This window comes from Turicibacter sp. St.80E1 (assembly GCF_059728495.1).
On record NZ_AP039386.1, the window covers coordinates 586,835 to 608,534 of the forward strand.

The window sequence follows — 21,700 nt, forward strand, 5'->3', positions numbered from 1 at the left end:
TGACAATAGCTCATTATTATTTTTTTAAATCTATTTTTTATTCAGTCAGAATGATGAATAAGAGGGAGAGAGAATACGAAGGGGGAGAATAAGCATGTTTAAGTACATCTTAAAACGGATCGGTTACATGATTATTACACTATTTTTGGTTCTAACAGTAAACTTTTTATTGCTTCAGTTAATTCCGGGGAGCCCATTTGATGGGGAGAAAGTAACCGAGGCACAAAAAATTATCTTAGAACAAAAGTATGGATTAGATGACCCGATTCCAGTTCAATACGTTCGTTATATGAAAGGTGTTGTTCAAGGAGATTTCGGAATTTCGTTTAAACTTCAAAACCAAGAAGTATCGGATCTTGTTTTAACACGTATTCCTTATACGATTAAACCGGGGGCCCTAGCCTTATTAATTGGAGTGGTTGTTGGGATTTTATTCGGAGCTATTGCAGCAATGAAACGAAATTCATGGGCTGACCATACAATTACCATTATTTCGGTACTTGGAGTTTCGATACCATCCTTTGTCCTAGCGGCATTCTTACAATACTTTATTTGTAGTAAACTTGGATGGTTACCACTTCTATATCAACCGATGGATACCGTTCGAGGCGTGTCAGCGATGGACGAATTTAAATCGTTAATTTTACCATCCATTTCATTGGCCGTTCCGGTTATTGCTTCATTAATGCGCTATATGCGATCAGAGTTAATTGAAGTTTTAAATACGGATTATATTTTATTAGCGCGAGCAAAGGGATTAACGAGATCGCAAGTGATTTTCCATCATGCTTTACGTAACGCCCTTATTCCAGTTATTACAGTTGTTGGTCCAATGGTTGTTTCGATTATGACCGGAAGTTTAGTTATTGAACAGTTCTTTGGTGTTCCTGGATTAAGTAAATTAATGTTAAACTCGGTAACCATGAATGATCAATTTTTAACACTTGGGATTGCCTTCTTCTATGCCGTTTTATATGTCGTTGTTATTTTAGTGATTGACTTATTATACGGTGTCATCGATCCTCGAATCCGTTTAACTGGAGGTGCGAAATAATGATTTCTAAAAAATTTGATCCAAGTTTATTCGAATTAGAACCTATGCATCAGGGGCAGAGCGATGAAATTAAAACGGAAAGTTTAACGTTTTGGCAGGATGCGTGGCGTCGTCTAAGAAAAAATAAAGCTGCTTTAATTTCCATGTATGCTATTTTATTATTAGTTATTTGTTCGTTTTTAGCACCGATTGTTGGCCCAAAACATGAAAATGGAGAGGCCGTTAAATACAATCAAACGCCTATTTTAATTGATGAGGAAACAGGAAAACAAATTGAAAAATCGCGATTAAGTTACCTTCCTCCTCGGGTAAAAGGATTAGAAAACCTAGGAATTTTTGATGGAACGAGTATGAAAAAAATGACGGCATTTGATTTGTTCGTCGGAAGTTCACTTCCAGAAGAGGTTAATGCTTTAAATACGCCACTGAAAAAGGCTGAATTCGTGGAGGCGTTAGGCATTAAATATCATCCAAATGATTATGAAATTGTTTCTTGGTCTGGTCAAGGGGAAGAGATGAAGATTACGATTCAATTACGAGGGGCATCTTCAACAGAAGAGGTTCCTGCAAGTGAATTGATGAGTAAGTATTCAACTTATTCAAATTTAGATTCATTTGAATTAGATCAAACAGAACTTGATAATCAAGGGATTCAAATGTTAAAGGTTAAAGTGAATGCCTATGTTCAAAAGAATGTTGAACATTTATATTTCTATTTTGGAACAGATGAATTAGGATTTGATGTATGGACGCGTTTATGGACGGGGGTTCAAGTTTCATTACTTATCGGATTTTTATCATTAATTATTGATTTTACGCTTGGAATTTTATACGGATCGATTGCAGGTTTCTATGGAGGAACAGCTATTGATAACGTCATGATGCGTATTACTGAGATTTTAGGGTCGATTCCAACGACGGTTATTTTAATTATTTTTAGTAGTGTAAAGAAACCATTTATTCAAGGGGTTGAAAGTCTCTTTAATATTCACTTATCCAATGTAGCGGGTGCATTTATTATCTTAATCGTAGCGATGAGTTTAACAGGGTGGATTTCAGTTGCTCGCGTTGTTCGTGCACAATACTTAAAATTAAAAGATCAAGAGTTTGTTATGGCCTCAACAACCTTAGGGGCAAGTAGTTCACGTATTATCTTCAAACACTTATTTCCAAATATTATTGGTCAATTAGTCGTTATGGCGACATTCTCAATTCCATCTGCGATTGCGACTGAGGCCATGTTATCATTTATTGGGCTCGGATTACCAATTCCTATGTCTTCACTGGGGGTATTATTAAGTGACGGAACAAGTAAGATGTTATCTTATGTTTATTTAATGATGATTCCAGCCTTCTTTATGGTTTACTTAATGCTAGCTATTAATTTATTTGCAAATGGTTTACGTGATGCATTAGATCCACGTTTACGCGGAGAGTAGAAAGGGGACGGTGAGAAGATTATGAGGAAAATATTAGACGTGAATAATTTAAATATTACATTCGATACATTCGCAGGTCCTGTTTCTGCGGTTCGTGGTGTGAGCTTTACGTTACATGAAGGGGAAACGTTAGCCATCGTTGGAGAATCAGGATCAGGGAAATCGGTAGCTTCTAAATCAATCATGGGGATTTTAGCTGATAATGGAAGGATCACAGGGGGATCGATTACGTATACGAAAGATAATGGGGAAGATATTGATTTAGCGACTTTATCTGAACATGAGTATCAATCGATTCGCGGAAAAGAAATTGCAATGGTTTTCCAAGATCCAATGACGTCTTTAAATCCAACGATGACAATTGGTCGTCAAATTATGGAACCTATTATAAAACATCAGGGGTGTTCAAAAGTAGAAGCACGCGCCAAAGCGGAGGAACTTATTACGCTCGTTGGAATTAATGAGGCGAAAAAGCGAATGAATCAATATCCTCATCAGTTTTCAGGAGGGATGCGCCAACGAATTGTTATCGCGATTGCATTGGCTTGTAATCCACGTATTTTAATTTGTGATGAGCCAACGACTGCTTTGGATGTAACGATTCAAGCACAAATTTTAGAACTCATTAAGGATTTACAACAAAAAACAAATGTTGCTGTTATTTTTATTACCCATGATTTAGGGGTCGTTGCTAACGTTGCTGATCGCGTGGCCGTTATGTATGCAGGACGTGTTTGTGAGATTGGAACGAGCAATGAAGTCTTCTACAATCCGTGTCATCCTTATACATGGGGATTACTTGCGTCAATGCCTGATTTAGATACAAGTGATGAATTGTTGTATGCTATTCCAGGAACACCACCTAACCTTTTGACACCGCCAAAAGGGGATGCGTTCGCCTTCCGTAGTGAGTATGCATTAAAAATTGATTATGAGGAACAGCCACCAATGTTTAAGGTAAGTGATACACATTATGCAGCCACTTGGTTATTGCATGAGCAAGCTCCAAAGGTGACACCGCCTGCAGCTGTATTACGTCTGAGAGAAAAAGGGGGATATGCTCATGAGTAAGATGAATGAACGTGAGGTTTTACTTGAGGTTAAAAATTTAAAGCAGTATTTTAAAATTAACTCAAATACGGTAGTAAAGGCGATTGATGATATTTCATTTAACATTTACAAGGGTGAGACGTTCGGATTAGTTGGTGAATCAGGATCAGGAAAGTCAACGACAGGACGTAGTATTATTAGACTTTACCAACCAACTGCAGGAGAAGTTTATTTTAAAGGGAAAAATATCGCGACAAAGTTAACGAAAAAAGAAAAGGCCGAAGTTTGCCAAAAAATTCAGATGATTTTTCAGGATCCAATGGCTTGTTTGAATCCACGCATGCGTGTCATCGATATTATTGCCGAGGGAATAGATGTGCATAAACTGGCTAAAAATAAACAAGACCGTGAGGAAAAAGTTTATAAAATTTTAGAGGCTGTTGGTTTAAGTAAGGACCATGCAGGGCGTTATCCGCATGAGTTTTCAGGGGGACAACGTCAACGAATTGGAATTGCCCGTGCGTTAATTACAAATCCTGAATTTATTATCGCAGATGAACCGATTTCGGCTCTTGATGTTTCGATTCAGGCACAGGTCGTTAACTTAATGAACACCTTAAAGAAAGAGTTCGGTTTAACTTATTTATTTATTGCACACGACCTATCGATGGTTAAATATATCTCTGATCGCATCGGAGTTATGCACCTTGGCCGTTTAGTGGAATTAGGAAGTGCGGATGATATTTATGAGCGTGCGATTCATCCTTATACGCGTTCATTACTATCGGCTATCCCATTACCAGATCCTAACTATGAACGTAATCGTAAGCGAATTATTTATGATAAATCAAAGGTAGATTATTATGCCGGAAAATGGACAGAAGTCTCACCAGGACATTTTGTTTTAGGAACAGAAGAAGAGCTTCAGGCCTGGCAAAAAAAGTAAGTAAAAGAGGATGATCGATTTTCAATTTTAGAAAATCAATCATCTTTTTTCTTACATTTGTGAAAAAAAATTTAAAAAGATGTCAAAAAGACTTTTATTTTTTTAATTTCATAGTATAATGATTTCATGAAAAGTAATTTTTTCACAAGTTGTTTTATTATAGGAGAGAGATGCGGAAGGAGTATACGTGTGGTTACATTTTTAGTTTGTTTAAGTATTTTAATTGGTGGGTATTTTATTTATGGAACGTATGTGGATCGAATGGTGGGCGTGAATCCGGATAAGGAAACACCAGCTGTTAAATTACAAGATGATGTCGATTATGTTCCGATGCCGTGGTGGAAAGTTTTCTTAATTCAATTTTTAAATATTGCGGGAACGGGTCCAATCTTTGGAGCCATTTCTGGAGCGTTATTTGGGCCGGTAGCCTTTTTATGGATTACGTTTGGGACGATTTTCGCGGGTGCGGTTCATGATTATTTAAGTGGCGTTATCTCAATGAAACATGATGGAATGTCTGTTTCAGAATTAGTTGGAATTTATTTAGGTGACCACATGAAAATGATTATGCGCGTGTTCTCAGTCATTTTATTAATTTTAGTTGGAACTGTTTTTGTGAGTTCACCAGCAGGGTTATTAGCTTCTATGACGGGTCAAGGATTAGTCTTTTGGACAGTTATTATTATCTTATATTATATTTTAGCTACGATTTTACCGGTTGATAAAATTGTCGGTAAGATTTATCCATTGTTTGGTGCAGCTTTATTATTAATGGCGATTGGTTTATGTGGGGCTATGTTTATTAATCACTTTAATGGAACACGCCCAATGGTTGAAATGACACTTGAAAATTTACATCCTGAAAAGTTATCTGTCTTCCCATTTTTATTTGTGACGATTGCTTGCGGAGCTTTAAGTGGTTTTCATGCGACACAATCTCCGATGATGGCACGTTGTGTTTCGAATGAACGAGAGAGTAAAAAGGTATTTTATGGTGCCATGGTTGTCGAGGGAATTGTGGCTTTAGTCTGGTGTGCCGTTTCATTGTCTTTCTTCGGAGATACAGCTCATTTAAATCAAGCATTGGTTGAATCGGGTGGACAGTCTGGTGTCGTTAACATTATTTCAACAGGATTGTTAGGAAAAGTAGGGGCGGTATTGGCGCTTCTTGGAGTTGTTGCATGTCCGATTACTTCGGGAGATACGGCATTTAGAAGTGCACGTTTAACGATTGCAGATGCCTTTTCTATTAAGCAAGATCATGTGGCTAAACGTTTTTATATCGCCATTCCGTTATTTGTTATTTGTATTATTTTAACGCAAATTGATTTTAATATTATTTGGCGCTATTTTGCGTGGTCAAATCAAACATTAGCGACGATTTGTTTATGGACATCAACCGTTTACTTATTGAAAAATAAACGTAATTATTGGATTACCTTGATTCCAGCCACATTTATGACTTTCATTTGTACATCATACATTCTACAGGCAAAAGAGGGGTTACGCTTAAGTGGAACTTTCTCAAATGGGGTAGGAATTTTAGCAGCTATTATTTTATTTAGCTGGTTTATGCGCCGTGTGATGAAAGGGAAGTTAGAGCAGGAAGTTCCGTGTCAGGCAAAAAACTTATTAGGTGAATAATGATTCTTTGAAGAGGCTGAAACCAATAAAAAGGTGACAGTCTCTTTTTTTCAAAACGGGTCGATATCTTTGCTAAGGGAAAACAAGGAAAAGGTAATTTTATAGGTGTTCTTATTTAAGAGGTTGTATCTCTTGAAAGGGTATTGTACAATAATAGAGATAGCAAAGGGCTATCAATGGAGGGATATGAATGGTTGAAATTTATACATCTCCCAGTTGTTCATCGTGTCGTAAGGCAAAGAAATGGTTAGATGAATACGGGATTAAATATACGGAAAAAAATTTATTTGTGACAAAAATTACACGTGAAAATATTAAACAAATTTTAGAAAAAACTGAAAATGGTTTTGAAGATATTATTTCTACACGTTCAAAGGCGTTTAAGGAAAATAATTTGAATGCGGACGACATGACGATCAATGAATTACTCGATTTTATTGTTGAGAATCCGAGTGTTTTACGCCGTCCTATTATTGTTGATAAGCACCGCTTACAAGTGGGGTATAATGATGAAGAAATTCGATGCTTTTTACCGCGCGAATTAAGAAATGTGATTTATTGTAATAATTGTGATAATTGTAATTGTTCATATGTTGGTGCATTAGAGCGTGCGCTAAAAGATAATTTTATTGAAAAGGCATCAATGAGATAAACTCTCTGTTATAAGGTAACTCCGGGTATTAGATTCAATAGCTAATGCTCGGAGTTTTTTTAGTTTAAGTTCTATTTCATAGGGGGACTGCATACAGTGTACTAAGTGATTTTAACAGTACAAACAACTAGGATGGTTGATGAGGTAGTTGTTTTTTATTATGTCATAAAATAGATGTCGTGGGAGGGGCGTGCAAAATGATTAATGTGAACGAAATTTTACACCGATTAATAGCCGAATTCAAAACGCTTGAAGAGGTGACAGGGATTACTATGTCAGGTTCTAAGTTTTCTAATTATCAAGATGAATTATCAGATATCAATATTGTTATTTATTTTACTCAACCCATCGCGAAAGAGAAACGTCGTCAAATTCTTGTGAAATTTTCGGAGTCTATGGAATTGGATTGTCCGGGGGAAGTAAACATTGATCATTGTTCGTTACGAGATTTCGCTGTTGAACTAGATCTTTGTTATCTTGAGATGAGCACCGTCGAAAAAAAACTCATGGATGCGATTGATGAAACCATGATTACTCGGTATACGTCGACGCAGATTGCCTATTTTGTACATAATTCGAATATATTATTTGACCGTGATCAACAGTTGGCTAAGTTGAAAGAGGAATATACGTCTCATTATTCAGACCAAATGAGACAACGAATTGTGAGCATTCAGTACCCGCTGTTAAAGCAAAGTCATAAATCTTACTATATTCGATTTGAGCGAGCTTTAGAGCATCGTGATCGTATTCATCTTTCAAATTTATTAAATGGTTATTTAAAATGCTATTTAGAAATCATTTTTGCTCTTAATCGTCAATATTATCCGACTGAAAACCGGATTATCCAGATAACAGAAGAAATATGTCGAGTCTTACCAAAGTTAATGAAGGAGCATATTGAATTATTATTTGTTCACGCCGCACGTTATGATAAGCAGTTGCTTAGCGTTATCGATTTGATGGTGCAACAATTAACGGAACTTTTGCAACAAGAAGGTCTTTTATAAAAGGAAATCACCTCAGTTTAGCGTATAGTAAACTGAGGTGATGATGAAATGTTACGAGCAAGGCAAAATGATGTGTTAATTGATTTAACAAAAATTTCATCCCAACAACTCCCACATTTAAAGTTGACTAAGCATTTTTCTTGTCCCTACTGTGGGGCTCCTGTCATTTTAAGACAAGGATCGAAGCGCCGTGCGCATTTCGCTCATCAGACGCCATGCCGTTTCGGTGAACACGAGTCTGAAAGTGAAGCCCACTTGATGAGTAAGGAAATTCTTAGGGAATGGTTAATTGATTGTGGGGCGAAAAAAGTGGAAGTGGAATATCGTCTTCCATCGGGAAATCGAATTGCCGATCTTTATTTCGAGTGGGATGGAAAGGCTTATGCGTTTGAAATTCAAAAGAGTATGATGTCCCCTGAGGTCTTCCAACAACGAATATCCGATTATCGCCATGCGCGGGTTGAAGTGATTTGGATTTTTATTGGTGAGTTGAACCGATTAAAAACGACTTATCGCGTTAACCGAGTGATGAGGTTACAAAAAGAGCAGCCCTTAATTCATTTAAATTGGCGGGAACGAAAGGTTACGATTTTTAACCAGATTGTTTGGATGAACCAACGAGAAATTGAGGCGATAAGGAAGACTTTTTCATTAGATCAATTAACGATTCAACAGGTGGTAGAAGATGATCAGTTACGTGTTAATCGCCGGTTAGAGGATTGGTTAGCCCTTAAAAAAGATTTCCGCTGTCATAAGTTTGCCGCTTATCAACGAAAAGAGTATGCCCTTTTAAGGTTGTGTGCTCCATTTTTAATTAATCTATCTTTATTACCTTCGGTGATTGGGTGGCCCATTGAGGGTGCCGTTTATACAAAACCATTATTTATTTGGCAGGCCTATGTTGTTTTATGCATCATGAGTGAGTATAAGGAGCAAGATGTTTTTACTTTATCTGACATTCAAAAAAAATTAAAAGGACTTTATCGACTGAAGGAGGGCCCTCATTGTCTTGTTGGACTTAAATGTTATTTAGACCTATTAGTTCACTTTGGAATGCTTAAGTCTCAATTTGGGTATTTTGAATATGTTAAACGGCCACGTCTATACGCACAATTAGATCCTTATTTAATTGAGGATGCTCAGTTAGGGGAGCGCTGGAAACAAATAAAAGACTTTTCTTAAATGAGTTTTCTAGTTGGATGCGTGATTAAATCCTTACAGAATATAGGATTTAAAGTTAGAAAGTTGATAGAAAAAAACTAGCTTGTTTAAGCTAGTTTTATAGTTAGATATATAATTGACTCGGTAGGGTCTTGAGGTTACCCATTTCGAGGGCGGATAGAAAAAAACTAGCTTGTTTAAGCTCAGTTCACGGTTTATTTCATGGCCTCCATCGCCCGTTTGATTTTATTTTGAGCGGGACGACGTTCAATGTGATACTCTTCTAAAAATGTTTCAAATTGTTTTTGTCCTTCTTCAAAGTTTGAGACTTCATATTCGACTTCAAAGTCAATGATTTCACCGTAAAAACTTTTATCGAGGACAAGGGTTCCATTGTGATAAGGAATTTCTGCGCGTTTAGTTGCAAGATCTGTGATAACTTGTAGGTGGTCCACATCAATGCCTAGTGTGAGTAGACTATCTAAAACAGGCCCTTTGACTAAGACATGGTCATATTTGAATGCCTTGTACTCAGATTTGGAAATGATTTGATTGGTTTCGAGAAGACCTACGTCTTGCTTTGTTTTTAATGTCAGCTCATAAGTATTGTTTTTGACACGAATTCTAAGGGCTGCTCCTTTTTGTTTAAGATCGTGGGACTTTGTATCGAAATAGACATTTTTTTGTAACCAAATTTGCTCTTCTTGGATATTGAACGTTTGAATTAATCGGTCATATTCCGTTTCCGTTAGCATATTTTTAAATTCAATTTCTAGATTTGTCGCCATAAAGCATCTCACCTCTATTTAATTATGACTCAAAGACATGATATAATCAATGAGTGTTTAATATATTTTAAAAATAAAGTGAGACATAATGAAAACGAAATTAACGTCAAAAGTAGAGGTGAATTTAATGGATTGGTTAAGTTTTTTTGAGCCGTATGAATTAGCCTTGCAGGAGTTGAAAATCAATTTAAGGGGAATTCGCCAGCAATATAAAACGAAGGGGCTTCATTCGCCTATTGAATTTGTTGATGGCCGTATTAAAACGATTGCGAGTATTTTAGATAAATTAGATCGAATGGGGCTTACGATTCATGAAATTGGTCGTGTATATGATATCGCTGGGATTCGAATTAATTGTCAATTTGTTGAAGATATTTATATGGTGGTGGAGTTACTTAAAAAGCGTCAAGATTTAGAAATTGTTGAAACACGCGACTATATTTCGATGCAACGGGAAAGTGGATATCGCTCGTACCATATTCATGCCTACTATCATTTAGAAACGATTGATGGGATGAAAAAGGTCATGGTTGAGTTTCAAATTAGGACGCTTGCGATGAATTTTTGGGCAAGTATTGAACACTCTTTAAATTATAAATATGAGGGTCAAATTCCTAAAGGGATTAAAGATCGACTAAAACAAGCAGCTGAAGCTGCCGCATGGTTAGATGGACAAATGTCAGAAATTCGAGATGAAATAGCGGAAGCACAAAAAACATTTGAAAAACGACAGTCCGATGAATATCGAGTGATTGAACCAGCCACAAATTTGGTCACTTTAAATGAAGATTACCTCATTAAGAAACATAAGGGAGATTAATATGAAAGTAGCAATCTACGCGAATGATCGTGAAGTTTCAGAGCAAGTTAAACAACAGCTCATTGAAAAGTTATTGGAGAGGAACATTCAAATAGATCATGGAAATCCAGATATTGTTTTAACGATTGGTGGCGATGGAACGGTATTGCATGCCGTTCATTATTATATGAATCAAATTGAGCAGATTAAGTTTATTGGTATTCATACGGGACATTTAGGATACTATACGGATTGGTTACCGGGTGAGTTAGATGAATTGGTTGACTTTTTACAAGAGGATCATCAGAGTGTTTGTCAATATCCGCTCTTGTCAATCGTGTTATGTGAGTGTGAACGAACGAATCATGAAGTTTGTCATCAATTATATGCTTTTAATGAGATGACGCTTTTAAATGCTTCTCGAACGCAACATTTAAACGTGACGATTGATGACTTGTTTTTTGAGTCTTTTCGTGGAACAGGCGTTTGTCTCTCGACGCCAACCGGAAGCACGGCCTATAATAAATCATTAGGTGGGGCACTCGTTTACCCAACACTACGAGCGTTTCAGATGACTGAGATTGCCTCGATTAATAATAATGTGTTTAGAACGATCGGGTCTCCATTAATTATTCCAGAAGAGCAGACGGTTACTCTACAATCGGAAAATTTTCAGGATGTAACGATTACTCGGGATCATTTGTATGAATCATATAAAAATATCCAGAAAATTCGGGTCACCTTATCTTCTCGTTCCGTCACCTTCCTTAAACGACGAGAGGGATTATTTTGGAATCGAGTAAAGCAGCATTTTTTATAGGAGTATAACGATGAGTCTAATTTTAACTTTTCATATTAATGAGGAAGCAGCGGGAATGTCATTGCTTCAATATTTAAAACAACAGCGAATTTCTAAAAAGGCGATTGTAGCGACTAAACATCGAGGTGGGCAACTCCTCGTTAATGGGAGTGTACAAAACGTCCGCTATCAGTTAAGTTTAAATGATCAGCTAACTGTTATCTTTCCAAAGGAATCAAGAAGTGAAGGATTAACACCATATGAGTATCCATTAGATATTCTATACGAGGATGATTATTTGCTCGTTATTAATAAACCCGCGGGATTGCCGACCATTCCTTCTATTAGGTATCCTCATCAAACATTAGCGAATGCTTTAGTCCATTATTATAATAGGCAGGGACTTGATTCGACCCTTCACTTTGTGAATCGATTAGATAAGGATACATCGGGATTATTAGTCGTTGCAAAATATCGCCACATTCATCATTTAATGACCGATGAGATTAAACATATGAAACGCAAATACTATACGTTAGTTAAGGGCGATTTATCTGGAACTGGAACGATTAACGCTCCTATTGCAAGGTTACAGGAAGGAAATGTAAAGCGTGGAGTCGTTTTAGACGGAGATGACGCTGTGACGCATTATCGTGTCCTTGAAAAATTTTCGGAAAACACGCTCGTCGAATGTACGCTCGAGACGGGACGAACGCATCAAATTCGTGTTCATCTGTCACATTTAGGTCACCCCTTAGTGGGAGATACACTGTATGATGAACAAGCGATTGTTTTAAGTGAGGGACATTTATTACATAGTTACTTTGTTGAATTTATCCACCCTATTACAAAGGAGCTTCAAACGTTTCAAACGCCCATTCCTAAGCGATTTTATTTGTAACTGAGGTGCGTATTCACACGTTGCGACACTTGTTTAGGCAGGAATCTTGATGTTGTGTAGGGTCATTATTTAACTATTAATCTTGACTTAGATATTAAAAAGGTGAGCCATTGAGCTCACTTTTTTAATATCGATAACGCATATTGCTGTACCCACCGGCAATACTGATGACATGGTAGCCGCTTGACTCGAGCATCATACAGGCACGGTAACTTTCACCGCCATGCTCACAAATTAAGTAGTAGGTGGTGGTACGATTTAGGTAACGTTCGGGGTACATGACGAGTGTTTGATAAGGGATATTAACGGCCGTATTAAGATGATAACCCGCAAATTGATAAGGTTCACGAATGTCAATGATGATGGGTTGGGGCTTTGTGCTCATCAATTGATTCAGTTGGGAAATAGAAATACTTTTAGGCATAATAAACCTCCTCGTATAAAGATCGTAAATCATTTTTTATTTTAAACGACAATAAGTTTACCGTGCTAAAGATAAAGAATGATATACTTAATATATACTATGATAAAGCAGGAAGGATGCGTATAAATTTATGGTGAAATAGGGGGCAAAGAGGGATTTGTGAAGGATGAATGCGTAATATTGGGGGAGTAAAGGTGGCGCAATTAAAGTTGAAAAATGTTTGTAAATGTTATAAGGGGGGGCGGAATTCGGTCATCAGTCAGTTTAATTTAGAGGTGTTGGACGGGGAGTTTATCGTTTTGGTGGGACCATCGGGATGTGGAAAATCAACGTTGTTGCGAATGATAGCAGGGCTTGAAGAGGTTTCCTCAGGAGAGATTTATGTGGATGGAATGTTGGTGAATGAGGTTTCGCCGAAAGATAGAAACATCGCGATGGTTTTTCAGTCCTATGCATTATATCCGCATTTTACAGTTTATGATAATATGGCGTTTGGTTTAAAGTCGCAACAGTTATCGAAGAGGGAAATAGATCGTCGGGTTAAAGAGGCTGCTGCTGTTTTAGGGCTTGAAGCTTATTTAACGTGTAAACCTGGAGGATTGTCTGGGGGACAACAGCAACGCGTGGCTTTAGGGCGAGCGATGGTAAGAGAGGCGAAATTATTATTAATGGATGAACCGTTATCTAATTTAGATGCTCCGTTACGCGGGGCCATGCGTTTAGAGATTATGCGATTACACAAGCGGTTAGGAACGACAACCCTTTATGTCACCCATGATCAACTAGAGGCTATGACTATGGCCTCACGTATTATTGTGATGAATGAGAGGGGGATACAACAAGTCGCCTCTCCGAAGGAGTTATATGAATCTCCTCTAAATATGTTTGTAGGCGGGTTTATCGGATCTTATGCGATGAATTTTCTGCGGGGGAATGTCGTAGGGGATACGTTTGTTATTGATGATTTTTCATTGCGCATTCCAAAGGGGAAGGTTACCTTATTGAAAAAAAGGGGTTATTTAGAACGGCCGATTGTCTTGGGAATTCGACCGGAGGACATTTATGCTGACCCTATCGTTCTAGATACATATCAAGAGGCCAAATATCAGGCAACGATTGAAATGATGGAATTACTTGGTCATGAAGTTATTATAACAACAACCGTTAAATCGCAGTCAGTCGTGGCAGTGATAGATTCCCGCTTTTTAGTGGCAGGTAATCTTCAGTTAGAGTTGGCCTTTGATATGAATAAATGTCATTTTTTTGATCCAGAAACAGAGGAGAGCATTCGATAAAATAAAAAAGCAGTTGGATAAAAAGTCCAACTGCTTTTTTTGAAACTATTAATGTGCAATTTTTAAGAAAAATTTTCCAAGGAATGAAAATACACTTACCCTATGCAATTTTCAACTCTTCAAAAATGGTTTTTAATTCCACACCTTTTTGAGCTTTATGATAAATTAATTTCACTAATTCTTGTTTTTGCTTTCGTTGACACTGGCGTAAACTGTCACCCAAACAACGATTATTTAACGTTATTCGTTTTAAATAAAGGTAAACGAATTGAATCATTAACATCAATCGTTTAATCCCTTGTAAAGTTCGAATTTGATAGTTCCCCATTCCGAAATTTTGCTTCACTTCTCGGAAGAAAATTTCAATAGGCCAACGTTTAGTATAGTGTTTAAGTAGTTGTTTGGCAGACATTTTCAAATCATGACTCATAAAACAACGTAAAGCTTTTTCTTCCAAAGGAGCCGTTTGGGGCCAACTTAAAATGATTTGGACGACATGTCCCCCTCTTATTCGTCCCTTATATAGATACGTATAATAACGCTCAGATCCGACGGTCACTAAGTCGAGATCATGAAGGGATAATGTTTTCGCAAATTGTTTCAGTTGAATTCCGTTGGGACGGTAACCTTTAGGAAGAATGATTCGATTCGTTTTAATCGCTCCTAAATAATGAAACCCGACTTGCTTAGCCGTTTGAAGGAGAGCTTCACACGTATACCAACTATCCGCTAAGACATAGCCTTTATAGGGAGGTTTGGGTAATTCCATCAGAGCTCTTCGAACGAGTTCGATTTTACTCTGTTTCTCTTTTTCATAGGGAATGATTTGATAAGGAAGAATTAAATCCTCACATTGAAGCATCAAGGCGACAAATTGATGACCATAAACGTGTTGATGATGAAGATGAGAAAAGTGCCAGCTACATCCTTGAATAGGATGTGTTGCCCGTGACGAAGGTTTAGTTTTAACACAAGTCGTATCATCAACCATCACGTAAATAGGTTGTTGAGTTTGATAAGAACGCTGATAGATACAGGATAAAACATAGGTTTGAATCTGGTGACTGATCGCCTCCTCATCCCAAGGACTATCCGTTAAAAATCGTCCAAAACTTGTCCGATGACAGTGTTTAACGGCAGAGATTTTCCCCTGATAATTTTCCTGAATCATCAAGTTTAGAAACTGGTTAACATGATTAAACTGAGGTTTAGATAAGAATAAATCTAAATCAAGTTGTTTTAAAAATTTGAAAATTGAATTTGAATCTGATATAATACTATCCATGAACATTAACTTAATTCCCCCTCGTTAATTGGTTGTAGGAGACTTAATTATACAGGGATTTAAGTTAATGTTTTTTCTTTTTTTACTGGTATTTTATAGCTGGAAATTAATTGGAAGTAGTTTTGCACATTAATAGTTTGAAAAAGAAATTTTTAGGAGCATGATAAAAGGCTCTATTCACTTTTAGTAGACTCACGTTCGATGAGTTCGACTGGAAGTGTCATGTGAAGCTGGTTAATCGGTTCATTATTAATGAGTTTAAATAAGGTTTCGGCGGCCATTTCCCCCATTTCTGTAATGGGTTGTGCGATCGTTGAAATCGTCGGATCAGTATACTCACAAATACTAATGTTGTCATACCCGATGATTTTAATATCTTCAGGAACTCGACGTCCTAATTTTTTTAAACAACGGATACAGTTCGCAGCCATTAAATCACTTGCTGAAAAAATTCCATCGATTTCTGGATTTTGCTTTAAAAATTCTTGAATATCCGTTTGAGTGGTATCAGAGGTAAACTCAAGTTCAAGGCTTTGAACTTGGATGTCCGAATGTTTTTTAAGTGTTTGTAAAAAACCTTCCGATCGATCGTTAGCAGGAGTTAACGTATGAGGCCCTCTTAATTGAATAATGTTTTTACAATTAGCCTCAATGAGGCGATTAGCAGCTAGAATGCCTCCCATGTAATTATCGGCGGTAACCGAAGGAATTTCGGTGCTGATCATGCGATCTAGTCCCACGATGGGAATATCTAAGTTAATATATGATGCAATGTCGGGTGAGTTTGAACATAGAATGAGACCATCTATTTTATTCGTAGAGAAAATTTGAAGATACTCTTTCTCGCGCTCTAGACTTTCCCTTGATGTACATAGCATCGTTTTATAACCATGCTGTAAGATAACTTGTTCAATCCCAGCAATCATGTCATTAAAAAATTCATTTTTTAAATCTGGGATAATGATACCGATGATTTTTGATGATTTTCGATAAAGCGATCGGGCTATTTCATTTGGAACATAATTTAAATCTTTAATAGCCTTTAAAACTAATTCTTTTGTATGCTCATTCACGTAACCTTTATTATTTATAACTCGTGAGACCGTTGCTACGGAAACGTTAGCGTGTCTCGCGACGTCTTTAATATTCGCCAAAATTCCTCACCTCTAAATCCCAATTATTTGTAATATATAACTATTATTATAAAAGACATTTATTAGAAATGTCAATGTATATCAAATATTGGTAATAAGTGAAAATTCCGGTTTAAAGGGCAGGGAGGATGGTGTGTTGCAATGTCGAAAGAAGAGGCAATCATGAGTAGTCAGATTGAAAAGATGGGTGGGTGTCATTTGTACAATAATCGTTTTTATTTTCGATGAATAGTCAGATTAGTGAGTGAGTCGATACAGGATTGGCTTTAATGAAGTTATTTATTTAATCCTTTTATAGAACTTAGTTCAAGTGGTAGAAAGGGATGAATATGTATGTATTAAAGCAAGAATAAAAGCGGGGTGTTGGTGAGTGTCAAGGCGCATGAGACGAAGAAAAAGAAGTGGGAAAAGGAAATCTAACTTTTTTAAGAAATGGAAACGACGGTTAATCGGTATTGGCGTAATCGGAGGCCTAGTTTACGGGGCTTATTTTGTGTATCATAATGTGTATGCAATTGTAGTTGATTATGCGTCCGTCCAAACCGTGAACCTCGCGAGTTTGATTATCAAGGAGGCAGTTGGAAATAGCGAACTGGTATCTTTTGATATTGATGATGTCATTCGCTTTAATGAGAATAAAGAGGGGTATGTGAGCCAGGTTTATATTAACACGCCGAAATTGAATCAATTACTCGTTTCTACCTCTCAGGAAGTTGAGGAAAAATTGCTTTTGGTTGAAAGTGGCGATCTGAGTGAATTAGGATTAGATAGTATATATGGTGGACCATATGAGGACGGTGTATTGCTTACTGTCCCACTTACGGCTGCTTTAAATTTATCTTTATTGCATGAGCATGGCCCTAGGTTCCCGGTTTCTGCGACCGTCATGGGAAATGCACAAACTGATATTAAGACGAATGTTAAACCTTATGGAATTAATAGTGCCATGCTTGAAATCTTATTGACAGTTAGCGTTCGTCTGAAAGTTGGGCTACCGCTTAAGTCAGAGGAAACAGTTGTGAATGTGTCAACACCGCTTGTCATTAAAATGATTTCGGGTGAAATTCCGGAGTATTATTATATAGGAAGTAGCAGTAGTACGACACCGCTTAGTCCTTTTACAAATGAAGCGGGTGAAACGGGGGCAAAGAAACCAAGTGCTTCTCCTGATCAAAGTGTGAAGGACGGAATGGAAAATATCCTATTGCATTAGAAATTTATCGAACAACGGATGTGGTTTCCATGGATAGAATAAAAAAGGGGTTGCTTTAAAAGAGATGTAAAACGTCAGATAAATGTTTAGCTGCTTGCTTTTTAGTTATTAATACTGAATCTAGATTGATATCTCGCTGTTTTAATCGTAAAGAGCTGTTTTAATCGTAAAGAATAGTGATTTTTTATAGTTTGTGATAAAATAGTGTCAATATAGACGAAGTAAAGGGGTGATACGTGATGAGTCGCTACCGTTATCGATTAGTGAAAACTCATCTGATAGAGTTTGATGAAACATTGTTTAATCAAAAGCTAACGGAAATACTTGAGAAGTACGATTATATTGTTGGTGACTTTTCTGGGGGACAGTTGCGCTTGAAAGGATTTTATTCTAATGATCGTAAAAATGTGCCATTGGACTCAAAATGTGAAACGATTCCCGAGTATCTAGCCGAGTATTGTGCGTATGGATGTCCTTATTATATAGTAGAAAAAATTGTTGCAAAGCAATACTCTAATGACTGGTCAACATCAAAGAAATAGCGAGGAAGAAATATGTATAAAGGATATTTGATTGATTTAGATGGAACTGCGTATCACGGAACACGAGTAATTAATGAGACATTGTCTTTTGTAAAAAAATTAAATGCACAAGGTATTCCGTATTTATTTTTAACGAATAATAGCACGAAAACACCTGAAATGGTGGCTGGCCTTTTAAAAGAAATTGGGTATCCAGTAACAGAAGAGCAAGTGTATACGCCCTCTTTAGCGACGGCCCAATATATTTACGATGAAAACCCACAGGCGAAAGTTTTTATGATTGGTGAGGTTGGTTTAGAAAAGGCACTGCTTGAAAAGGGGTTGACGATTACAGATGATCAACCGGATTATGTTGTTATTGGGTTAGATCGGGAAATTAATTACGAAAAGTTAAGTTTAGCCTGCTTAGCTATCCGCAACGGTGCGACGTTTATTTCAACGAATGGTGATATTGCCATCCCTACAGAACGTGGATTGTTACCGGGGAATGGGGCATTGACGTCAGTTCTTACGGTAGCGACGGGTGTTAATCCAATTTTTATTGGGAAACCTGAACGTATTATTATGGAAAAGGCACTTGAGTTAATTGGATTAGACGCTCTTGAGGTAGCGATGATTGGCGATAATTATTTTACGGATATTTTGGCGGGAATTCATGCGGGAATGCCAACGATTTATATTGAAGGTGGTGTCTCAACAAGGGATGAAGTCATGAATTATGATACGCCTCCGACTCACATTTTAAAAGATTTAACGGAATGGTCGATTTAAAACAATAAAATAAAAGCCCTCGATGGGCTTTTTATTTTATTCTTGTTCTTGGTAAAAGTACGTTCCACAACAGACTTTCGTACAGGATCCTTTTTCAATAAGGTGTCCATTTTCATCCCATTTTAGCTGAAGGTCAGCCCCTCTGCAGTGGACCGTTACCCAATCGTAAGGTTTAACAAGACGCCGAGCGACCGCACTTGCAATAGCAGCTGCCGCATTTGTTCCACATGAAGAAGTAAATCCCAGACCGCGTTCGTACGTCGTGAGAAGAACTTCGCTAGGGTGAATAATCGTTAAAACCCCTATATTGACATCATTTTGACTCGACAGATATTTCATTTCATCTTGAAAATATTCGTGATCATCATCTGTATAAATAATAAAGTGAGGATTTCCAATGGAAATCGTATCTGCTTCCCAATTTTCAGATGAGGTTGAAATTTCTTCGCAAAACTCACTGATTGGGCTATTCAGTGTAAGGGGGGTTGACAGATTGTTTAAAGGATAAGGGATTCCTAAATCAACCGATATTATCGAGTGATCCAAACTCAGTGTGGCAAGAGTGGTGCGTGTTTCAATTGTAATTGAAGGCTCGGTAAACCGTCCAATCTCCGCTAGATGATATCCGATGAGTTTTAGTCCGTTAGCACACGTATTGGCTAATGACCCATCTTTATTATAAAAAATGGCTTTCGCATCTGCCTGATCTGAGGGAAGCAAGATAATGAGTCCATCGGCACTAATTCCAGTTTCTTCATGGGTCATTTTTTGGGCTAAATGGGTATAATCTAAAGGGAGAACGGGGTGTTCAAGGTAATTTAAGATAATGTAACAGGTGCTAGCTGTTGTTAGCTTCGTAAAAAAGATAGGTTGCAAATCAATTCCTCCTTATGTATATCTGTTTACTTTTTAGATAGGACGTTTTATAATCTAATTAATGACTGGTGAGGTGATATCGATGAATGAAACAGAAAAACAGATTGTTGAGATTTTAGAAAAGTTAAGACCGTATCTCCAACGTGATGGTGGAGACGTAGAGTATGTAAAGTTTGAAGATGGGATCGTTTATGTTCAGATGTTAGGTGCTTGTGTGGGATGTGCTTCTATGGATTCTACTTTAAAAGATGGGATTGAACAGATCTTATTAGAAGAAGTCCCAGGTGTTATCGGTGTTGAGAATGTTGATGAATATTTAATGTAAAAAAAAAAGAGGTCCTTTACTAGGTATATTCAAGTGGGATCTCTTTTTTTACTCTTTTCTTTAATTTTTCGATAATGCCTCCGCTTTGACCCATTCTGGAATACGTAGTTCAATTAACGTACTTTGATAGATTTCATACGGCAGTTGGTACAGGAGTTTGGCATAGGAAAGTGCTTGCTCATAGATTAGGGGGATATCGATATCTTCCCCTTCTCTTAAGTTAAATAGAGCATCATAAAAGTGCGTTGGAAAGAAGAGTCGGGCATATAGAAGTTTCCATTCCTCATTTGTTAATGGATTAACCCTGTTAATAATTTGGACAAAGGTTCTTACCTGAACGAGGTCTTGATTAGCGAGATAAAGGTGACGGATATACTCACAGTAGCATCTAGCTTTATTATCTAGCGTTAGCAATTTAGGACAGAAACATTCAACTTTATATGTCGTTGGAGTAAGACGCATATGGCATAATGAAACTGGATATTTTATATCTGAAAGTTCATTAATAAATGTATAAGCCTGCTCATTTAGATGAATATAATAAGTAGCTAGGTCGAAGAATAGGAGACGATTCTCAGCAGATAATTGTTCAATTAAGACGTTTAGCTGTTCTTCATGTAATCGATTTTTTCCTGTCCAACGTTCCTTTAATTCGGGTGCAAGTTCATACGGTTCTGGATAAATCGTAGGAATTTGTAACGTGCGAATATCAATATATTCATGTAAAATGACGCTCGATTGTAGGACGTAATAATGCTCTCCTTCAAATAAAACGGTTGTTGTATTGTCCTTAGATAATAGAATACGTTGATAGTTATTATATTGTAAAAGTTGTAAAAGGTGGAAAAAAATTGTGTTCTTCTCCTTTCCAACTGATATAATATAAATGTAGTGGTCACCTAATTTCGTATAGTAGATATCGTTTAATTGTTCTAAATGGTCAATTTGGAGTTGATAATACCAATTAATTAGCTCCTTCATTCGGATCATCCTCAAATTTAAAATACTTTCTACTCTATATCTATGCGTAAGTGACAGGTAAATATGATAATTGAAGGGATGAATTTATATGGAACGAAAAGAATTAGAAGAATTAGTTATTCGTAAAATTAATGATAGAGGGGTAACGCTTGAACAAATTGCAGAATTAACCTATTTTTTACAATCAAGTTATTATGAGGGGTTAACGCTTGATATTTGTTTAGAAAATGTGCGTTCTGTGTTAAAGAAACGTGAGGTTCAAAATGCAGTTTTAACAGGGATAAGACTGGATGAATTAGCAGAAATGAACATGTTAGGGGATCCATTACAACAGATGGTTGATCATGACTATTCTTTATATGGAATTGATGAGGTCTTAGCTTTTTCGATTTTAAACGTTTATGGATCGATTGGTTTTACTAATTATGGATATATAGATAAATTAAAACCTGGTATTTTAGGCGAAATTGATAGAAGTGGTAAAAAAGATGGGTGTTGTCAAACGTTTATGGATGATTTAGTCGGCGCGATTGCTGCCGCGGCAGCGAGTCGCATCGCCCATCGTCGTCAGCAATAATATGAACTAAAAGG

At 36.9% G+C, this 21,700-nt stretch carries 23 protein-coding genes; 17 read left to right on the forward strand and 6 right to left on the reverse strand.

The window, feature by feature from the left end; translation table 11 throughout:
• The first annotated feature begins 94 nt into the window (after positions 1-94).
• The 8 genes from AC6I0I_RS02670 to AC6I0I_RS02705 all read left to right on the forward strand — a co-directional run bounded on the left by AC6I0I_RS02670 (position 95) and on the right by AC6I0I_RS02705 (position 8,977).
• Positions 95-1,054 carry an ABC transporter permease gene (locus tag AC6I0I_RS02670; protein WP_161832164.1) on the forward strand — a complete coding sequence of 320 codons (960 nt, stop codon included), beginning with the start codon at positions 95-97 and terminating at the stop codon, positions 1,052-1,054.
• Entirely contained in the window at positions 1,054-2,493 is a 1,440-nt protein-coding gene (locus AC6I0I_RS02675; protein WP_161832163.1) for an ABC transporter permease, read from the forward strand. The genes AC6I0I_RS02670 and AC6I0I_RS02675 overlap by 1 nt, the downstream gene beginning before the upstream one ends.
• 21 nt (positions 2,494-2,514) lie before the next feature.
• Complete coding sequence (locus AC6I0I_RS02680; RefSeq protein WP_161832162.1) at positions 2,515-3,564, forward strand: ABC transporter ATP-binding protein; 1,050 nt, start codon at positions 2,515-2,517, stop codon at positions 3,562-3,564.
• A gap of 1 nt (position 3,565) precedes the next feature.
• On the forward strand, positions 3,566-4,489 hold the full coding sequence (locus AC6I0I_RS02685) for an ABC transporter ATP-binding protein (protein WP_161832175.1): 924 nt from the start codon (positions 3,566-3,568) through the stop codon (positions 4,487-4,489).
• 189 nt (positions 4,490-4,678) lie between these two features.
• Positions 4,679-6,133 carry a carbon starvation CstA family protein gene (locus AC6I0I_RS02690; RefSeq protein WP_262950283.1) on the forward strand — a complete coding sequence of 485 codons (1,455 nt, stop codon included), beginning with the start codon at positions 4,679-4,681 and terminating at the stop codon, positions 6,131-6,133.
• Between the two features lie 190 nt (positions 6,134-6,323).
• On the forward strand, positions 6,324-6,785 hold the full coding sequence (locus tag AC6I0I_RS02695; protein WP_161832160.1) for a Spx/MgsR family RNA polymerase-binding regulatory protein: 462 nt from the start codon (positions 6,324-6,326) through the stop codon (positions 6,783-6,785).
• Positions 6,786-6,982: 197 nt separating this feature from the next.
• Entirely contained in the window at positions 6,983-7,795 is an 813-nt protein-coding gene (locus tag AC6I0I_RS02700) for a DUF4037 domain-containing protein (protein WP_161832159.1), read from the forward strand.
• A gap of 48 nt (positions 7,796-7,843) precedes the next feature.
• A complete protein-coding gene (locus AC6I0I_RS02705; RefSeq protein ID WP_161832158.1) occupies positions 7,844-8,977 on the forward strand; it encodes a competence protein CoiA in 1,134 nt (377 codons plus the stop codon).
• Positions 8,978-9,171: 194 nt separating this feature from the next.
• On the opposite strand, the gene AC6I0I_RS02710 is transcribed toward AC6I0I_RS02705, so the two are convergent.
• A complete protein-coding gene (locus tag AC6I0I_RS02710; RefSeq protein WP_161832157.1) occupies positions 9,172-9,744 on the reverse strand; it encodes a CYTH domain-containing protein in 573 nt (190 codons plus the stop codon).
• 88 nt (positions 9,745-9,832) lie between these two features.
• Between AC6I0I_RS02710 and AC6I0I_RS02715 the strand changes: the two genes are divergently transcribed.
• From AC6I0I_RS02715 to AC6I0I_RS02725, 3 genes are read left to right on the forward strand one after another with little or no spacing between them, the layout of a single operon-like run.
• Positions 9,833-10,564: a GTP pyrophosphokinase gene (locus AC6I0I_RS02715; RefSeq protein WP_237658943.1), complete on the forward strand. Its 732-nt coding sequence runs from the start codon at positions 9,833-9,835 to the stop codon at positions 10,562-10,564.
• 1 nt (position 10,565) lies between these two features.
• Positions 10,566-11,363 (forward strand): NAD kinase, encoded by a 798-nt coding sequence (locus AC6I0I_RS02720; RefSeq protein WP_161832156.1) that lies wholly within the window; start codon positions 10,566-10,568, stop codon positions 11,361-11,363.
• A 10-nt stretch (positions 11,364-11,373) separates the two neighbouring features.
• Positions 11,374-12,243 carry an RluA family pseudouridine synthase gene (locus AC6I0I_RS02725; RefSeq protein ID WP_161832155.1) on the forward strand — a complete coding sequence of 290 codons (870 nt, stop codon included), beginning with the start codon at positions 11,374-11,376 and terminating at the stop codon, positions 12,241-12,243.
• Between the two features lie 124 nt (positions 12,244-12,367).
• On the opposite strand, the gene AC6I0I_RS02730 is transcribed toward AC6I0I_RS02725, so the two are convergent.
• Positions 12,368-12,667 carry a rhodanese-like domain-containing protein gene (locus AC6I0I_RS02730; RefSeq protein WP_161832154.1) on the reverse strand — a complete coding sequence of 100 codons (300 nt, stop codon included), beginning with the start codon at positions 12,665-12,667 and terminating at the stop codon, positions 12,368-12,370.
• A 194-nt stretch (positions 12,668-12,861) separates the two neighbouring features.
• On the opposite strand from AC6I0I_RS02730, the gene AC6I0I_RS02735 reads away from it, so the two are divergent.
• Positions 12,862-13,962: an ABC transporter ATP-binding protein gene (locus AC6I0I_RS02735; RefSeq protein ID WP_262953818.1), complete on the forward strand. Its 1,101-nt coding sequence runs from the start codon at positions 12,862-12,864 to the stop codon at positions 13,960-13,962.
• A 100-nt stretch (positions 13,963-14,062) separates the two neighbouring features.
• Here AC6I0I_RS02735 and AC6I0I_RS02740 read toward each other — a convergent pair whose 3' ends face one another.
• Together AC6I0I_RS02740 and AC6I0I_RS02745 are read right to left on the reverse strand one after the other, a co-directional pair.
• The gene (locus tag AC6I0I_RS02740) at positions 14,063-15,253 is read right to left on the reverse strand and encodes an IS701 family transposase (protein WP_161832744.1); all 1,191 of its coding nucleotides are present in this window, start codon (positions 15,251-15,253) and stop codon (positions 14,063-14,065) included.
• A gap of 167 nt (positions 15,254-15,420) precedes the next feature.
• Positions 15,421-16,401 (reverse strand): LacI family DNA-binding transcriptional regulator, encoded by a 981-nt coding sequence (locus AC6I0I_RS02745; protein WP_161832152.1) that lies wholly within the window; start codon positions 16,399-16,401, stop codon positions 15,421-15,423.
• Between the two features lie 382 nt (positions 16,402-16,783).
• Between AC6I0I_RS02745 and yunB the strand changes: the two genes are divergently transcribed.
• The 3 genes from yunB (at position 16,784) to AC6I0I_RS02760 (ending at position 18,927) form a co-directional block, all read left to right on the forward strand.
• Entirely contained in the window at positions 16,784-17,614 is an 831-nt protein-coding gene (gene yunB / locus AC6I0I_RS02750; protein ID WP_262953943.1) for a sporulation protein YunB, read from the forward strand.
• A 239-nt stretch (positions 17,615-17,853) separates the two neighbouring features.
• Positions 17,854-18,156 (forward strand): YutD family protein, encoded by a 303-nt coding sequence (locus tag AC6I0I_RS02755; RefSeq protein WP_161832150.1) that lies wholly within the window; start codon positions 17,854-17,856, stop codon positions 18,154-18,156.
• Between the two features lie 12 nt (positions 18,157-18,168).
• Positions 18,169-18,927 (forward strand): TIGR01457 family HAD-type hydrolase, encoded by a 759-nt coding sequence (locus AC6I0I_RS02760; RefSeq protein WP_161832149.1) that lies wholly within the window; start codon positions 18,169-18,171, stop codon positions 18,925-18,927.
• Positions 18,928-18,963: 36 nt separating this feature from the next.
• Here AC6I0I_RS02760 and dapF read toward each other — a convergent pair whose 3' ends face one another.
• Positions 18,964-19,803 carry a diaminopimelate epimerase gene (gene dapF, locus AC6I0I_RS02765; protein WP_262950279.1) on the reverse strand — a complete coding sequence of 280 codons (840 nt, stop codon included), beginning with the start codon at positions 19,801-19,803 and terminating at the stop codon, positions 18,964-18,966.
• Between the two features lie 82 nt (positions 19,804-19,885).
• Here dapF and AC6I0I_RS02770 point away from each other — a divergent pair, with 82 nt between their 5' ends.
• Complete coding sequence (locus AC6I0I_RS02770; RefSeq protein ID WP_161832872.1) at positions 19,886-20,128, forward strand: NifU family protein; 243 nt, start codon at positions 19,886-19,888, stop codon at positions 20,126-20,128.
• 60 nt (positions 20,129-20,188) lie between these two features.
• Here the strand turns inward: AC6I0I_RS02770 and AC6I0I_RS02775 are convergent, their stop codons facing one another.
• The gene (locus AC6I0I_RS02775) at positions 20,189-21,109 is read right to left on the reverse strand and encodes a YutH/CotS family kinase-like spore coat protein (protein ID WP_161832873.1); all 921 of its coding nucleotides are present in this window, start codon (positions 21,107-21,109) and stop codon (positions 20,189-20,191) included.
• An 88-nt stretch (positions 21,110-21,197) separates the two neighbouring features.
• Between AC6I0I_RS02775 and AC6I0I_RS02780 the strand changes: the two genes are divergently transcribed.
• Complete coding sequence (locus AC6I0I_RS02780; protein ID WP_161832874.1) at positions 21,198-21,686, forward strand: phosphatidylglycerophosphatase A family protein; 489 nt, start codon at positions 21,198-21,200, stop codon at positions 21,684-21,686.
• Positions 21,687-21,700 lie beyond the last annotated feature (14 nt).